This window comes from Kitasatospora sp. NPDC086009, from assembly GCF_044540385.1.
Lineage (GTDB): Bacteria > Actinomycetota > Actinomycetes > Streptomycetales > Streptomycetaceae > Kitasatospora.
This window is the reverse complement of sequence record NZ_JBITSA010000012.1, coordinates 181,696-196,730: the sequence shown is the minus strand read 5'-3', so window position 1 is coordinate 196,730 and position 15,035 is coordinate 181,696. Positions and strand designations below refer to the sequence as shown.

General features: G+C 74.5%; 10 protein-coding genes. 6 read left to right on the top strand and 4 right to left on the bottom strand.

Translation table 11 applies throughout. The annotated features are described in order from the left end of the window. The first annotated feature begins 175 nt into the window (after positions 1 to 175). The 3 genes from ACIF6L_RS25880 to ACIF6L_RS25870 all read left to right on the top strand — a co-directional run bounded on the left by ACIF6L_RS25880 (position 176) and on the right by ACIF6L_RS25870 (position 6,703). Positions 176 to 1,543: a TIR-like protein FxsC gene (locus ACIF6L_RS25880; protein WP_396488825.1), complete on the top strand. Its 1,368-nt coding sequence runs from the start codon at positions 176 to 178 to the stop codon at positions 1,541 to 1,543. A 150-nt stretch (positions 1,544 to 1,693) separates the two neighbouring features. Further along, a complete protein-coding gene (fxsT, locus tag ACIF6L_RS25875; protein WP_396488823.1) occupies positions 1,694 to 5,686 on the top strand; it encodes an FxSxx-COOH system tetratricopeptide repeat protein in 3,993 nt (1,330 codons plus the stop codon). Positions 5,687 to 5,734: 48 nt separating this feature from the next. Further along, positions 5,735 to 6,703, top strand: coding sequence for a 2-hydroxyacid dehydrogenase (locus ACIF6L_RS25870; protein ID WP_396488821.1), 969 nt, complete (start codon positions 5,735 to 5,737; stop codon positions 6,701 to 6,703). Between the two features lie 45 nt (positions 6,704 to 6,748). Here ACIF6L_RS25870 and ACIF6L_RS25865 read toward each other — a convergent pair whose 3' ends face one another. The 3 genes from ACIF6L_RS25865 to ACIF6L_RS25855 all read right to left on the bottom strand — a co-directional run bounded on the left by ACIF6L_RS25865 (position 6,749) and on the right by ACIF6L_RS25855 (position 9,625). Next, positions 6,749 to 7,693, bottom strand: a complete 945-nt coding sequence (locus tag ACIF6L_RS25865) for an alpha/beta fold hydrolase (RefSeq protein WP_396488938.1) — start codon at positions 7,691 to 7,693, stop codon at positions 6,749 to 6,751. 56 nt (positions 7,694 to 7,749) lie between these two features. Then, positions 7,750 to 8,685, bottom strand: coding sequence for a DUF4231 domain-containing protein (locus ACIF6L_RS25860; protein WP_359835561.1), 936 nt, complete (start codon positions 8,683 to 8,685; stop codon positions 7,750 to 7,752). A 175-nt stretch (positions 8,686 to 8,860) separates the two neighbouring features. After that, entirely contained in the window at positions 8,861 to 9,625 is a 765-nt protein-coding gene (locus ACIF6L_RS25855; protein WP_396488819.1) for a sugar isomerase domain-containing protein, read from the bottom strand. A gap of 220 nt (positions 9,626 to 9,845) precedes the next feature. Here ACIF6L_RS25855 and ACIF6L_RS25850 point away from each other — a divergent pair, with 220 nt between their 5' ends. Continuing rightward, positions 9,846 to 10,538, top strand: coding sequence for a metal-dependent transcriptional regulator (locus ACIF6L_RS25850; RefSeq protein WP_396488818.1), 693 nt, complete (start codon positions 9,846 to 9,848; stop codon positions 10,536 to 10,538). A 576-nt stretch (positions 10,539 to 11,114) separates the two neighbouring features. Here ACIF6L_RS25850 and ACIF6L_RS25845 read toward each other — a convergent pair. Continuing rightward, entirely contained in the window at positions 11,115 to 11,822 is a 708-nt protein-coding gene (locus ACIF6L_RS25845; protein WP_380382238.1) for a bifunctional DNA primase/polymerase, read from the bottom strand. A 306-nt stretch (positions 11,823 to 12,128) separates the two neighbouring features. Here ACIF6L_RS25845 and ACIF6L_RS25840 point away from each other — a divergent pair, with 306 nt between their 5' ends. Together ACIF6L_RS25840 and ACIF6L_RS25835 are read left to right on the top strand one after the other, a co-directional pair. Beyond that, a complete protein-coding gene (locus ACIF6L_RS25840) occupies positions 12,129 to 13,505 on the top strand; it encodes a transcriptional regulator (RefSeq protein WP_329489213.1) in 1,377 nt (458 codons plus the stop codon). A gap of 173 nt (positions 13,506 to 13,678) precedes the next feature. Further along, the gene (locus tag ACIF6L_RS25835; protein WP_396488816.1) at positions 13,679 to 14,833 is read left to right on the top strand and encodes a hypothetical protein; all 1,155 of its coding nucleotides are present in this window, start codon (positions 13,679 to 13,681) and stop codon (positions 14,831 to 14,833) included. The last annotated feature ends 202 nt before the right edge of the window (positions 14,834 to 15,035 follow it).

Here is a 15,035-nt window from a genome sequence, read left to right as displayed (position 1 = left end):
CGCGCCGTGGCGCCGCCCCCGGGCCGGGCCGCCGTCGCACCCGGTTCGTTTCGGTCATGTCAATTCGTGCGGGGCGAGGTGCTATTCCATTAGTCCCGCAGTCGTTCCTACACTGAAGCCCCGCGTACGGGGACTCGCGGTAAAGAGGTTGCCGGCGGGCCAGGGGGAGGCGCGTGTGAACGACCATGGCTGGGACGAGGACGCCGCCCGGCCGTACTTCTTCCTCAGTTACGCCCACACCCCGAGATCGGGGGCACGCGGTGCGGGGGATCCCAACCACTGGGTGCGGCAGCTGTACCGGGACCTCTGCGAGGCGGTGCTCCAGCTCACCACGGTGCCGGCGGGAGTCCCGGTCGGTTTCATGGACGAGTCCATGCACCAGGGGGAGTTGTGGGCCGAGCGGCTCTCCGAGGAGCTGGCCACCTGCCGGGTCTTCGTGCCGCTGTACTCGCCGCGCTACTTCAACAGCGTTCCGTGCGGCCAGGAGTGGCACTCCTTCACCCGCCGCCCCGTGTACCCGGCGAACCTCGACTCGGAGCGGACCAGCGGGATCGTCCCGGTGCTCTGGGCGCCGATGAGCCGCTACCGGCTGCCCCGGGTGGCGAGCGAACTCCAGTTCAACCACACCAGTTTCGGGCCGGACTACGCCACCGAGGGCCTCTACGCGCTGATGAAGCTCACCTACTTCCGCTCCGCCTACGAGCTCGCCGTGCACCGGCTGGCCCGGCGGATCGTGGAGGTGGCGGAGGAGACGGTGATCCCGGTCGGGCGCCGACTGGACTTCAACTCCCTGCCCAGCGCGTTCGACGTCACCGCGCCCACCAAGCAGCTGCGGATCTCCGTGCTCTCCTACCACCGGGGCGAGCTGCCGGGCGACCGCAACCCCGACTACTACGGTGCCAAGCGGACCGACTGGCACCCCTACCGGCCCGCCGCCACCCGCCCGCTCGCCGAGCACGCCGTCCGCCTCGCCCGGCAGCTGGGGTTCCAGGCCACCGTGCACGAGTTCGACGACGAGGCCGAGGCGATCATCGCGGGCAGTGAACCCAGCGCCCCCGGCCTGCTGCTGCTGGACCGCTGGGCGCTCCAGGACGAGCGGCGGCGCGAGCTGGTCCGCCGCTTCGACCGCTCGGACTCCACCTGGGTGAGCGTCCTGGAGCCGTGGAACCAGGACGACCCGGACTGCGTGGAGCGGCACCGGGAGATGGGCGAACTCAGCGACCAGATACTGCGGATCACCCACCGGTCGGCCCGGCCGAGCTTCCTCGGCGCCGTCGGCGGGACCCCCGGGCTGGGCAGTCTGGAGGAGTTCGACGACGCGCTGCCGCGGGCCGCGATGAAGGCCAAGTACGCGTTCGAGGGCCGGACCAGGACCGAGCCCGACGAACCGGCACCACCGCGGCCCAATCTGCGCGACGCCTTCCGCCAGGGACGCGGCCGGGACGGGCCGGTCCCCGCTTCCTTCGGCGACGACGACCACTCAGCCAGCGACTTAGGCGACCGCCCGGACCACGGGACGCCGCCCGGGGGAGGAATCACATGAGCGAGCGCAGCGAGCGAATCATCGGGGGCGGCGCGTCTCGCGAGGCGGCTGTCGAGTGCGGCGGGGTGGGCGTATGAGCGAGCGCAGCGAGCGAATCATCGGGGGCGGCGCGTCTCGCGAAGCGACCGCCGAGGGCAGCGAGGTGGGCGCATGAGCGAGAACCGCACCAGGAACCTCCGCATCGGCGGCCTGACCGCGGCCGAACTCGCCGCCCAGCGCGAGGCGGAGCAGGACCGGCAGGGCCGGGTCATCACCTTCTACTCCTACAAGGGCGGCACCGGGCGCACCATGGCGCTCGCCAACACCGCCTGGATCCTGGCGGCCAACGGCTTCCGGGTGCTCACCGTGGACTGGGACCTGGAGGCGCCGGGCCTGGCCAAGTTCTTCCACCCGTTCCTCGACCCGGCGGTGCTGGCCGGCACCACCGGGATGATGGACCTGATCGCCGAGTACCGGGAGGAGGCGCTGCGGCCGGTCGAGCACGAGGAGGGCTGGCACCTCGACTTCGCCCGGGTGCACCCGCACGCGCTCTCGCTCTCCTGGCCGCTGTTCCCCGGCGGCGGGAGCCTGGACTTCCTCTCCGCCGGCCAGTTCAACCGGGACTACTCCGAGGCCGTCACCCACCTGGACTGGGACATCTTCTACGACCGCTTCGACGGCGGGCAGTTCTTCGACGCGCTCAAGGCCGACATGAGCAAGCGCTACGACTACGTACTGATCGACTCCCGTACCGGCCTGTCCGACATCGCCGAGATCTGCACCGTCCAGATGCCCGACGACCTGGTGGTCTGCTTCACCCTGAGCGACCAGTCCATCGACGGCGCCTCCCGGATCGCCCAGCACATCCACGACCGCTACCGCGAGCGCGGCATCCGGATCCTGCCGGTGCCGATGCGCATCGACGAGGGCGAGAAGGAGAAGGCGGACGCCGGCCGGGCGCTGGCCCGGATCCGCTTCGACGGCCTGCCGGCCGGTCTGTCCGGCGAGGAACTGGCCCACTACTGGGGCTCGGTGGAGATCCCGTACCGGCCGTTCTACGCCTACGAGGAGATCCTGGCGACCTTCGGTGACCAGGGCGGTACCCAGACCTCGATGCTGGCCGCCTGCGAACGGCTGACCGGCGAGATCACCAACGGCCGGGTCACCTCGCTGCCGACGGTCGACGAGGAGGTCCGGCTGCGCTACGTCGACGCCTTCACCCGGCGCCGTCCGTCCGTCCCGGCCGACCTCTACCTCTCCTACGTCCCCGAGGACCGGATGTGGGCGGACTGGATCGAGTCGGTGCTGACCCGGGCCGGCTTCCGGGTGCTGCCCCGGGACCTGAGCGCCGGCTCCGACCCGCGCCAGGAGACCGAGCGCGGCATCGACGCCGCCTACCGCACGGTCGCCGTGCTCTCGCCCGCCTACCAGCGCTCGCCGCAGGCCCGCGCGCTCTGGGAGTCGGTGGTCAGCTCCGATCCGTCCGGTACCCGGCGCCAGCTCGTCCCGGTCCGGGTCGGCGACGTCCGGCTCACCGCGCCGTTCAGCAACCGCAACCCGGTCGACCTGGTCGGACGGGACGAGACGCAGTCCGTGCAGACGCTGCTGCGCGCCCTCGGCCGGGCCGACGTGCCGCTCGCCGAGACCACCGGGACGGGCCCGCGCTTCCCCGGCAGCAAGCCGCAGGTCTGGGACGTGCCGCCGCGCAACCCCTCCTTCACCGGGCGGGCCGCCGTCCTGGAGCAGCTGCGCAACCAGCTGCGCGGCGGGATGGCCGCCGTGCTGCCCACCCCGCAGACGCTGTACGGGCTCGGCGGCGTCGGCAAGACCCAGGTGGCGCTGGAGTACGCGCACCGCTTCATGTCCGACTACGACCTGGTCTGGTGGATCGACGCGGAACAGACCGAGCTGGTCGCCCCGGCGCTGGCCGACCTGGCCCGCCGGCTGGGTCTGCGGGTCGGCGACTCGGTGACCGAGGCCGCCGAGGCGGCCCGGGAGGCGCTGCGCCGCGGGGTGCCCACCTCGCGCTGGCTGCTGATCTTCGACAACGCCGACGAACCCGCCGAGATCCGCCGGTTCTTCCCCGGCGGCTCCGGCCACATCCTGGTCACCTCCCGCAACCAGGCCTGGTCCGGGCACGCGGAGGCGCTGGAGGTCGACGTCTTCACCCGCGGCGAGAGCGTCGAGCACCTCTGCCGCCGCGCCCGCGGGCTCTCCCGCTCGGACGCCGACCGGGTGGCCGAGGCGGTCGGAGACCTGCCGCTGGCCGTCGAGGTCGCCGCCGCCTGGCTGGACACCACCGGCACGCCGGTGGACACCTACGTCACCCAGCTGCAGGCCGAGGCCGCCCGCGCGCTGGCGGGTGCCCGTCCGGCCGACTACCCGACGCCGGTCGGCGCGACCTGGAACGTCTCGATCGGCCGGCTGCGCACGCAGTCCCCGGCGGCGGTCCGGCTGCTCCAGCTCTGCGCGTTCTTCGCGCCGGAGCCGATCTCGATGAACCTGTTCTACAGCGACCAGATGATCCGCGCGCTGGTGCAGTACGACGCCGACCTCAGCGACAAGTTCATGCTGGGCAAGGTGATCCAGGCGATCGGCCGGTACGCGCTCGCCAAGGTCGACGCCGGCACCAACAGCTTCCAGGTGCACCGGCTGGTCCAGGCGGTGATCCGGGCCGAGATGACCGAGGACGAGCAGGAGGTCGCCGTCCACGAGGTGCACCGCATCCTCACCGGCGCCCGGCCCGTCCTCGGGGACACCGACGACCCGGCGAACTGGCCGGCCTTCGACGAGATCTGGCCGCACCTGTCGCCCTCCAGGGCGCACAACTGCGACGAGGCGGACACCCGGCAGCTGCTCATCGACCGCGTCCGCTACCTCTGGAAGCGCGGCGAGCTGGACCGCGCCCGGGACCTCGGCCACGCGCTGGACGCGGAGTGGACCGGCAAGCTCGGCGAGGACGACCGGCAGACCCTGCTGCTGCGCTTCCAGCTCGCCAACGTGCTCCGCTCGCAGGGCAACTACGCCGACGCGCTGGCGCTGGACGAGTCCACCCTGGAGCGCCAGCGGGCCCTGCTCGGCGAGCACCACCCCTACACCCTGATGACCGCGGGCTCGCTCGGCGCCGACCGCCGGGCCCTCGGCCGGTTCCAGGAGGCGCTCGACCTGGACCGCGAGATCCTGGACCAGTTCCGGGAGCTGTTCGGCGACGACAACCCGCGCACCCTCTCGATGGCGAACAACCTGGCCATCGACTACCGGCTGGTCGGCGACAGCGAGGCCGCCCGCGAACTTGACCAGGAGACCCTGGACCGGCGCACCGCGGTGCTCGGCCCGCGCCACCCCTACACCCTCTCCACCAAGTCCAACCTCGCCCGGGACCTGCGCGAACTCGGCGACTACCGGGGCTCGGTGGAGCTGCTCCAGGAGGTCACCAACGACCTCGGCGACGTGCTGGACCCGGACCTCCCGGAGAACCTGCGCAACGCCAAGTCGCTGGCCGTCTCGCTGCGCCGGACCGGTCAGCTGGCCGAGGCCCGGCGGATCACCAAGGAGACCTACGAGCGCTACCTGGAGCGGTACGGCGCCGACGCGCCCGACGCGCTGGCCTGCGCGCTCAACCTGGCCGCCGACCACAGCGCCTCCGGCGACAAGGAGGCCGCCCGCGACCTCTGCACCACCGTGTACGAGGGCCACCGCCGGCTGTTCGGCGAGGAGCACCCGTTCACCCTGGCCTGCGCCAACAACCTCGGCATCTACCTGCGGGGCAGCGGCGACGTCCCGGGGGCGATCGAGCGCGGCCGGGACACCGTGGACGGGCTCACCCGCTCGGTCGGCCCGGAGCACCCGTACACCCTCAACGCGATGATCAACCTGGCCAACGCCCACGGGGACGCCGGCCAGGTCGGACTCGCCGAGGAGCTGGGCCGCCGCGCCTACGCCGGACTGTGCGAGCGCTACACGCCCCGCCACCCGGACGCGGTGGCCTGCGAGGCCAACCTGGCCGTCACCCTGCGGGCCGCCGGCCGGCACGGGCAGGCCGCCGACCTGCGCGCCCGGGCGATCGCCGAGCTGATCCGCCAGTTCGGCGAGGAACACCCCAACACCGTCGCGGCCCGCGGCTGGAAGCGGATCAACCGGGACCTGGAACCGCAGCCGGTGTGACCAGAGCGCTGCTCGCTCATAGGGCCCGGAGCGTATGCTTCGGGCCCTATGAGCGAGCAGCCCCCGCCCCCGGTCCTGGTCACCCGACGCCTCGCTCCCGGGGTGATCGAGCGGCTCACCGCACGGCACACCGTGACGCGGCACGACTCGGACCTGCCGATGGCCCGCGAAGAGCTGCTGGCCGCCGTCCGCGGCCGGTCGGCGGTGATCACCACGCTGGACGACGTGGTGGACGGCGCCTTCCTGGACGCGGCCGGGCCGGGCCTGCGGATCGTCGCCAACCACGCGGTCGGCCACCACAACGTCGACCTCGCCGCCTGCGCCGAGCGGGGCGTCGCGGTCAGCAACACCCCCGGGGTGCTCACCGCCGCCACCGCCGACATGGCCTGGGCGCTGCTGCTGGCCGCCACCCGCCGGCTCGGCGAGGGCGAGCGGCTGCTGCGGTCCGGCCGGCCGTGGGCCTGGGCGCCGAACTTCCTGCTCGGCCTGGAGCTGGCCGGTACCCCGCTGGGTGTCCTCGGCATGGGCCGGATCGGGCAGGCGGTGGCCCGCCGGGCCCGCGCGTTCGACATGCCGGTCGGCTACCACAACCGCCGCGAACTGCCCCCGGAGCAGGCCGAGGGCGCCGAGTGGCTGCCGCTGGATGAGCTGCTGGCGCGGTCCACCGTGCTGGTGGTCACCTGCCCGCTCGGCCCCGCCACCCGGCACCTGCTGGACGGCCGGCGGCTGGCGCTGCTGCCGCCCGGCGCGGTGGTGGTCTCGATGACCGCCGGGGTGGTGGACGAGGAGGCGCTGGCCGCCGCGCTGGAGTCGGGCGCGCTGTTCGCCGCGGCGGTGGACAACTTCGAGCGCGAGCCGGCGGTGCCCGCCGCGCTGCTCGCCCAGGAGCGGGCGGTGCTGGCCCCGCACCTGGGCAGCGCGACCGTGCGGACCAGGCAGGCGATGGGCGGCCTGGCGGTGGAGAACGTGCTGGCGGTGCTGGCGGGCGGCGAACCGGTCACCCCGGTCGGGGTCTGAACGGCTCCGGTCTCCCGCGGGCTCCCGGGGCGCCGGGAGGCCGCGTCAGGGCCTGAGCGGGCCGCCCGGCGGCAGGCCGGCCGAGGGCAGCCCGGAGGAGGGCGGCAGCCCGGTGGAGGGCAGCCCGGTGGAGGTCTGGCCCGCCGCCCAGGCCAGCGCGGCGGTCATCACCCGGAAGGCGCCGAAGTGCGCGGCGCCGGGCTCCAGGAAGAGCGAGGCGCCGGGGATGTGGTCGCCCAGCCAGCGCGAGTGGTCGACCGGGGAGAACTGGTCGTCGGCGCCGTGCCAGAGCCAGGTGGGCACGGTGATGTCCTCCACCTTGAAGCCCCAGTCGGCGGTGAACGCCAGCACGTCGTCGATCCAGCCGTCCGCGCCGTGCCGGAAGGCCTCGCGGTAGTTGCTCTGCAGCATCCGGCGCAGCCCGGTGTCGGCGACCACCTCGCGGTCGGTGGGCGGCAGTTCCGGCCGCAGACCCCGCAGCAGCCGGCCCGGGTCGGCCCGGATCTGCTCGGAGCGGAACCGCATGGTGTCGGCCATCCGGTTGTGCCCGCGCTCGGCCTCCCGGTACGCCCGCACGTTGGAGGGGGTCATCCCGCCGTACCAGTCCAGGCCGGTCGCGTTCCTGGGGGCGAGGCCGACCAGGACGGCCACCCGGCTGACCCGCTCGGCCAGCAGCGCCGCGCAGGCCAGCGCGTGCGGTCCGCCGCCGGAGCGGCCGAGCACCGCGAACCGGCTGAGCCCGAGGGAGTCCGCGATGGTCCGCACGTCGGCGGCGGCCGCGCTCACCCGGCGGCCGCGCAGCCGGGTGGAGTCCCCGTACCCGGGCCGGTCGTAGGAGATCAGCCGGACCCCCAGCCGGTAGAGCACGGTGCTGCGGGGGTGCGGGCCGACCCGGCTGCCGGGCATGCCGTGCATCAGGAACACCGGCCGGCCGCGCGGGTCGCCCACGGTCTCGACGGCGAGGGCACGGCCGTCGGCCGCCTTGACCATCCGTAATGACACGCGCGGCCTCCTCAGGCTCCGGTCCGGGCTCTGCTTGGCCCCTGTCAGTGGTCCCGGTCGGTCGTCCCGCGCACCTCGCGGCGGGCCTGCCAGGTGGTGTGCTCCCGGGACACCGCGTCCTCGGCGTCGCGGGCCAGCCGGGCCCAGATCTCCTCCGCGTCGGCCGAGGCGACGTCCAGCCCGGCCAGCTGGCGGCGGATCAGCTCCAGTTCGTCGGCGGCCAGGCGGTAGGCGGCGGCCAGCGGCCGGTACTGGCGCAGCTGGGCCCAGGCGGTGACCGAGGCGGCCACCGCGGAGACCGTGCCGAGCGCGTCGTAGCGGAACCAGCCCATCGCCCGCAGGACGGCCAGCACCAGGCCGAGCAGCGGCAGCACCACGCCCAGCACGCCGGTCCAGAAGCCGGCCCGGGCGCAGTAGCGGGCCTTGGCGCGGTACCAGCCGTGCTGCACCTGGATCCGCTGCCGCAGGTACACCTCGCGGCGCACCGCCAGCGGCTGGCCGCGCAGGCCGCGCATCGCCTCGGTGACCCCGGTGCCGTCGCCGCCGTCCGGGTCGGCGCCCCCGGCGGCCGGGCCGAGAGCGCCGCTGCCCCGGAAGGCGTTCAGCACCCGGCCGAGCTGGAACCGGTACAGGCCCTCGGCGTCCGGCAGGCTGCGCGGCGGCGGCTGGTACGCGTCGGCCCGGACGGCGAACTTCCAGGCGAGCGTCTTCACCGACTCGGCGGCGGCCCGGCCCTCGTACCAGAGGCCCTGCGGGTTCTGCCGGCTGATCACCAGGGCGAGGACGATCGCGCCGAGGTAGGCGACGGCGGCCGGCCAGGCCCAGGGCTCGCCGTCGGCCGAGCCCGCGGCGGCGGCGGCCACCAGCAGCGCCAGCTCCCAGGCGGAGAGCAGGACCGACCGCCGCTGGCCCCGCAGCGAGGCGGTGTCGGCGACCCGGAACAGCTCGGGCAGCAGGTCCTCCTCGCGCGCCCACCCCATCGGATCCGCACCCGACGCCATCCTCGGCCCCCACCCGTCGCTCCGGTCGCACCGTCCTCCTGCCCAGCCCGCCCGCCCGGCACGCCCGGCCGGGGCCGGGCCCGGCCGCATTGGCCGGGATGCCGCCGGAGGTTGTCCCATATCGTGAGGGTCCGGGGCGGCCGGGCCGGGCGGCTCAGTAGGTGTAGAAGATCCGCTCCGCGTTGTCGGCCATCTGCTTGGCGTTCCACTCGGTGCCGCCGGGCACGTTGCCGGAGCGGAACAGCGGCGGGGCGGCGCCGTCGCCGGCGGCCGCCGCGTCGGCCAGCCAGCCGACCGCCGAGGCGACCACGGCCTGCATCAGCGCGCTGGTGACGATGGTGGAGACCGGGCCGAAGGTGGTCTCGGCCGCCGGGTGGGTCAGCTCGCCGTCCCCGACCGCGATCTTGTTGTCCAGCACGACGTCGCAGTGGTCCTTCAGATAGGTGCCCGACGGGTGCGCCGACGGGACCTCCGCCGGGTACGCCAGCGAGGTCACCCCCACCACCTTCAGGCCGCGGGACCGGGCGTACTGGGCCAGCTCGACCGGCATCACCTGGCGGCCGGAGAGCGAGATGACGAACAGCAGGTCCCCGGCGGTGGCGGGGGTGAGGTCCAGGGTGGTGGTGGCCAGTCCGGAGACCCGCTCCAGCGCGCTGGCCAGCGGGGCCGGCATCACCGTCACCCCGGCCATCCCGGGGACGTCCAGCAGGTTGACCGGGACGAGTCCGCCGGCCCGGTAGACCACGTCCTGGGCGGCCAGCGAGGAGTGGCCGGAGCCGAAGGTGAAGATCCGGCGCCCCTCGCGGACCGCCCCGGCGAGCAGCGCGGCGGCCGCCTCGATGGTCCCGGCCTCCTCGGCGCGGACCCGCCGCAGGTGCTCGATCGCGGCGTCGAAGTACCGGCCGACCAGGTCGCTCATCTGTTGCCTTCGCTCTCTGCCGGTGGGGGCCGCCGGCCGGGTGGGACGGCCCGCCGACCGGGCCGCCGATGGAGAAAGCTACGGCGAGCACGGTGCTGCCTCACCGGTGCCGCTGTCAACAGGAACGAAAACCCGCCCCCGGAGCCCCTGCGCGGGCCCGGTTGCCTGCCCGGTACGTCAGAATTGGCGATGAGGACACCGAGGAACGGAGCCAGCGGCGATGTCTGGGCTGATCGACACCACTGAGATGTACCTTCGCACCATCCTGGAACTGGAGGAGGAGGGCATCACCCCGATGCGCGCCCGGATCGCCGAGCGCCTGGAGCAGAGCGGCCCCACGGTCAGCCAGACGGTCGGGCGAATGGAGCGGGACGGGCTGCTGCAGGTCGCGGGCGACCGCCACCTCGAACTCACCGAGGAGGGGCGCCGGCTCGCGGTGCGGGTGATGCGCAAGCACCGCATCGCGGAGTGCCTGCTGGTCGACGTGATCGGGCTGGAGTGGGAACAGGTGCACGAGGAGGCCTGTCGCTGGGAGCACGTGATGAGCGAGACGGTCGAGCGCAAGGTGCTCGCCATGCTCGGCCACCCCACCCAGTCCCCGTACGGGAACCCGATCCCCGGGCTGGACGAGCTGGGGGACGCCAAGGCCGAGGGCGAGGGCTTCGACGCCGCGCTCGTGCCGCTGGACTCGGTGCGGCCGGGTGACGGCGGCGCCGACGTGGTGGTCCGCCGGATCGGCGAGCCGATCCAGACCGACGGCGAGCTGATGCGCACGCTGCGCCGGGCCGGGATCCGGCCGGGCTCCACGGTGCGGGTCTCCGCCGGGGTCGGCGGGGTGCTGGTGGGCAGCGGCGACAACGCGGCCGAGCTGGGCAAGGAGATCGCGGCGCACGTCTTCGTCGCGCAGCCCTGACCACGGCGCGGTGCGCGGCCGTGACGGCCTCGCCGGCCGTGCGACGCGAAGCGATGAGCAGGGCCCGGTGCTCCCGAAGCACCGGGCCCTGCTCGCCCTCCCCGTCCCTCCCGCTCCCGCGGCACCGGCCTCCCCGAACCCGGCCGGTGCCACGGCCCCTCCCGCTCCCCTCCTGTTCCCTCCCGCTCCCCTCCCGGTTCCCCTCCGCTCCCTCCCGACCGCCTCACCCGGCTTCCCCGTCCGAGCGACCCTTCCGGCGTCCCCTCACGGTGGAATTCCTCCCCTCGGCAGATCATGGCAATCCTTGAGCGTTGTCACTCGTACGAGGGGCTTTCGCCGTTGACCAGCGGGTACATCGAAGCCTTATCCGCACATGCGTCTGACGGGCCCCGCCTCCGGTGGGGGGCAAGGCCCGTCAGTCGCGCGCGGGGTGTCGCGCATCGCACGCCCTCACCCGATAGGCGTAGGGCGGCTGTCCACGGGGTGGTGAATCATTCGGCCGATCACCGGCCCGATCACCGGCCCGTCCCGGCCCGGGGCGCGGGTCCGGGCGCGGGTCCGGGCGGTTGGCGGGCCTCAGCGCACCGCCGCCGGCTGGGCCGGCCGGGGGCGGACCGAGGGCGCCTCGCGGCCGCACGCGTACGCCAGCGGGCTGATCAGCTCCGCGGCGTCGGGCAGCCAGCGGTTCAGCGCGGACGGCGAGCGGGCCCACTGCGCGAAGCCGCTCGGACCGACCCGGGACGGCGGGGCCACCGTCCAGTCGCCCTCGCCGCGGGCCACCAGGTCCAGCCGGCCCGGCGGCCAGCCGAGCCGGCGCAGCATCTCCGGCAGCTTGGCCGCCACCCCGGGCAGTACCAGGAAGTGCAGCCGCCGCCCGTCCCGGCCGGGCGCGGCCGGGACGGCCACCACCGGGCCGAGCTGGAGGTCCATCCGCTCCATCCGGGCCAGCGCGAGACAGCCGGCCACCTCCGGCACGTCCAGGACGTCGAAGGACCGGCCGGTGGGCAGCAGGATCGAGGCGTCGGGGCGCTCGGTCCACCAGCGCCGCACCGCACCCGGACCGGCGCTCGCCTTGCGGGCCCAGTCCGCGTCGATCGGGTGCGCACCGGGCAGCGGGCAGCGGCCGTCGCCGCAGGAGCAGCGGGCCGGCCCGTCGCCGTCGATCAGCCAGGCTCCCGGGGCGACCTCCCAGTGGCGGTTCTCGGCATAGCTGACGGCTTCGATGAGCAGCGGAGGGAGGCCGGCGTCGCCGCCCTGGTCGGGGGAGTCTGGGATGTCTTCCACGCGCTGCTCAACTACCGTGCGTGAGGCTGGTTACGGCCCGGCGCGAGCGGGTCTGCCCGGCGGCACCGATTGTCACCCGAACCGGTGAGGCAACCGAGTTGGGGCGGGCGACGGTGGGCGCAGTGGGGGCGCACGGGAGCATTTACCAGGGCGCGTGGGGGGTGGGGATCGTCACCGTGGGTATCCCGGTGGCGTTGCTGATCGCTAACCTGGTGTCAGATTCCTTGGACGGTCGGACAGTCGGCAACAGATCAGCAGAATCGTCGCCCGCCGGCCGGGACCGGAGGGTGTGGGGAGGCGAAGCCAATGGCCGCGAGACCACTTGTCGCACGACAGCCCAACGAGCGTCTGCAGCAGCTGATCCAGGAGGCCAGCTGCTCGAACGCCGGCCTGGCGCGGAGGGTCAACCTCTGCGGGGCCGAACACGGCCTGGACCTGCGGTACGACAAGACCTCCGTCGCGCGCTGGCTCCGTGGCCAGCAGCCGCGCGGGCAGGCGCCGGCGGTGATCGCCGAAGCGCTCGGGCGCAAGCTCGGCCGGGGCGTGTCGGTCGAGGAGATCGGCATGGCCGACGGCAAGAACCTCAGCTCCGGGATCGGGCTGCAGTTCGCGCCGACGCTCAACGCCGCGCTGGAGCAGGTCTGCGAGCTCTGGCGCAGCGACGTCGGCCGGCGGGACTTCCTCACCGGGGCGACGGTGGCGGCCTCCGCCCTGGTCGAACCCAGCCGTGACTGGCTGATCACCCCGCCCGACCCGGTGGTGGCGCGTACCGGCGGCCCGCGGGTCGGTCCGACGGACGTCGCCGCCATCAAGGCGACCACGGCGATGCTGGTCGACCTGGACCACCGGTTCGGCAGCGGGCACGTCCGCCCGGTGGTCGTCCACTACCTCAACAGCGTGGTCTCCGGCCTGCTCGGCGGCGCCTACCGGGAGGAGACCGGGCGGCAACTCTTCGCGGCGGTCGCCCGGTTGACGGAGCTGGCCGGCTACATGGCGGTGGACACCGGGCAGCCGGGGCTGGCCCAGCGCTACTACATCCAGGCGCTGCGCCTCGCCCAGGCGGCCGACGACCGCGGCTACGGCGGGTACGTGCTGGCTGCCTCGATGAGCCACCTGGCGGCGACGCTCGGCAACCCGCGGGAGATCGCCCAACTCGCCCGCGCCGCGCAGGAGGGCGCCCGTTCGGTGGCCACTCCGACGGCGATGGCGATGTTCTACGCGGCCGAGGCCCGCGGCCACGCCCTGCTCGGCGACGCCCGCTCCTGCGAGGCGGTGGCCGCCAAGGCGCTGGAGGCGATGGAGCGGCGCCGTCCGGAGGACGACCCGGACTGGATCGTCCACTTCGACGACGCCTACCTGGCGGACGAGCTGGCCCACTGCCACCGGGACTTGGAGCAGGCCGGCCAGGCCGAGCACTACGCCCGCCGGGCGCTCGACCTGCACCCGCCGACCAGGGTGCGGCGCCGCGCGGTGGACCTGGTGCTGCTGGCCACGGCCCAGTTGCAGCAGCGGGACCTGGAGCGCGCCTGCGAGACGGGCGCGCAGGCGGTCCGGCTGCTGAGCGGGCTGCGGTCCAACCGGGGCGTCGAGTACCTGGACGAGTTCCGGCGGCGGCTGGAGCCGTACCGGGAGCAGCGGGTGGTCCGCGAGTTCCAGGCGCGGGCCGAGGCGGAGGCCGCCTGACCGGGGCGGGGAGCGGCGCGTGAGGGGCCGGTGAGGGATGGACCGCCCACGTGGTCACCCGGTTCGGTGAACCGGTAGCGTGGGCGCGACGTCCAAGGAACTGTGATGCCCCCAAGAACCGACGAGATGTGGTCCGCCGTCAGCGCGCGGTCGTGCACAGGTGAGGAATCGCGTTGAGCCAGCGCCGCTCGTACCCCAACTCGGGTGACTTCAACCTGGACGATCTCTTCCGTCCCGAGCCGAGTCAGCCCCCGGGGCCGGACGCCCAGGGCCAGCTGCCGCCCCCGATGCCCGGCCAGCAGCCGCCGGCCGGGCTCCAGGGGCAGCAGCAGCCGCCCGGACAGCCCTCCGGGCAGCCGGAGTACCTCGGCGGCGGTGGGCACGGGCTGCCGGCCCAGGGCGCCTCGTGGGGCGGCCAGCCGCTGCCCGCCCAGGGCGCCCCGTGGAACGGCGCTCCGCAGGCCGCCCAGGCGCCGGAGACGCAGTACCTGCCGCCCTACCCCTCGGGGGACCCGCAGGCGGCCGGCTACCCGGCGCGGCCCGGGCACCAGCAGCCCGCCCCCGGCTATCCGCAGCAGCCTGACCACGGCTACCCGGCCTACCAGCAGGCCCCGCCGGAGTACCCGGCCCCGCAGCAGGGGTACCCCGGGCAGGACTTCCCGACCCAGGCCGGCAACCGCGGTGGCGGGCGGTCGTCCGGCAAGCTGATCATCGGCGGGGTGGTGGCCGGCTGCGTGGCCGCCGGCCTCCTGGTCGTCGTGCTGATGAACGGGGACGACGACACGGCGGACCCGGGGAAGAAGGCCGCCCCGGCGGCCACCGGCAGCAGCACGGCCGGCAGCCCGCCGCCCGCGAGCGGTTCGGCGGCTGCCGTCAGCCCCGAAGTCAAGGCCCAGGCCCAGCCCCTCTCCGACCTGCTGGGCACCGCCAACGACAGCCGCCAGGCGGTGATCGGCGCGGTCGCCGCGGTGCAGAAGTGCGACAAGCTCCCCGAGTCCCAGCAGGCCCTGACCGAGGCCGCGGGCAAGCGCCGGGAGCTGCAGACCAAGCTCGCCGCGCTCAAGACGGACAAGCTGCCCGGCGGCCCGCAGTTGGTCGAGCAGCTCAACGCGGCCTGGCAGGCCTCGGCGACCGCGGACGACGAGTACGCGGCCTGGGCCGCCGACGCGCAGAGCGCCTGCGACCCCAAGAAGATCGACAACCAGCACTACAAGAACGCGGTCCAGGCCAGCGGGACCGCCACCCTCGCGAAGAAGCAGGCCTCCGGCCTGTGGAACACCATCGCCGGCCAGACCGGCCTGCCGACCCGCGGCGACGGCGACCTCTGACGGCGGCGACCTCTGACGGCGGCGGCCTCTGACGGCGACGGGGCCCGCCCCCCGGCGGGGCCGGCCCGGACATGCGGCGGGGGCGGGCCCCGGGGCCCGGGCGCGCCCCCCCCCCGCCCCCGGGGGGGCGGGGGGGGCGGCGGGCCGCGCCCCGGGGGCCCCCCGCGGGCGGCCACCCAACCCCGCGGGGGGAGGGGCCGCC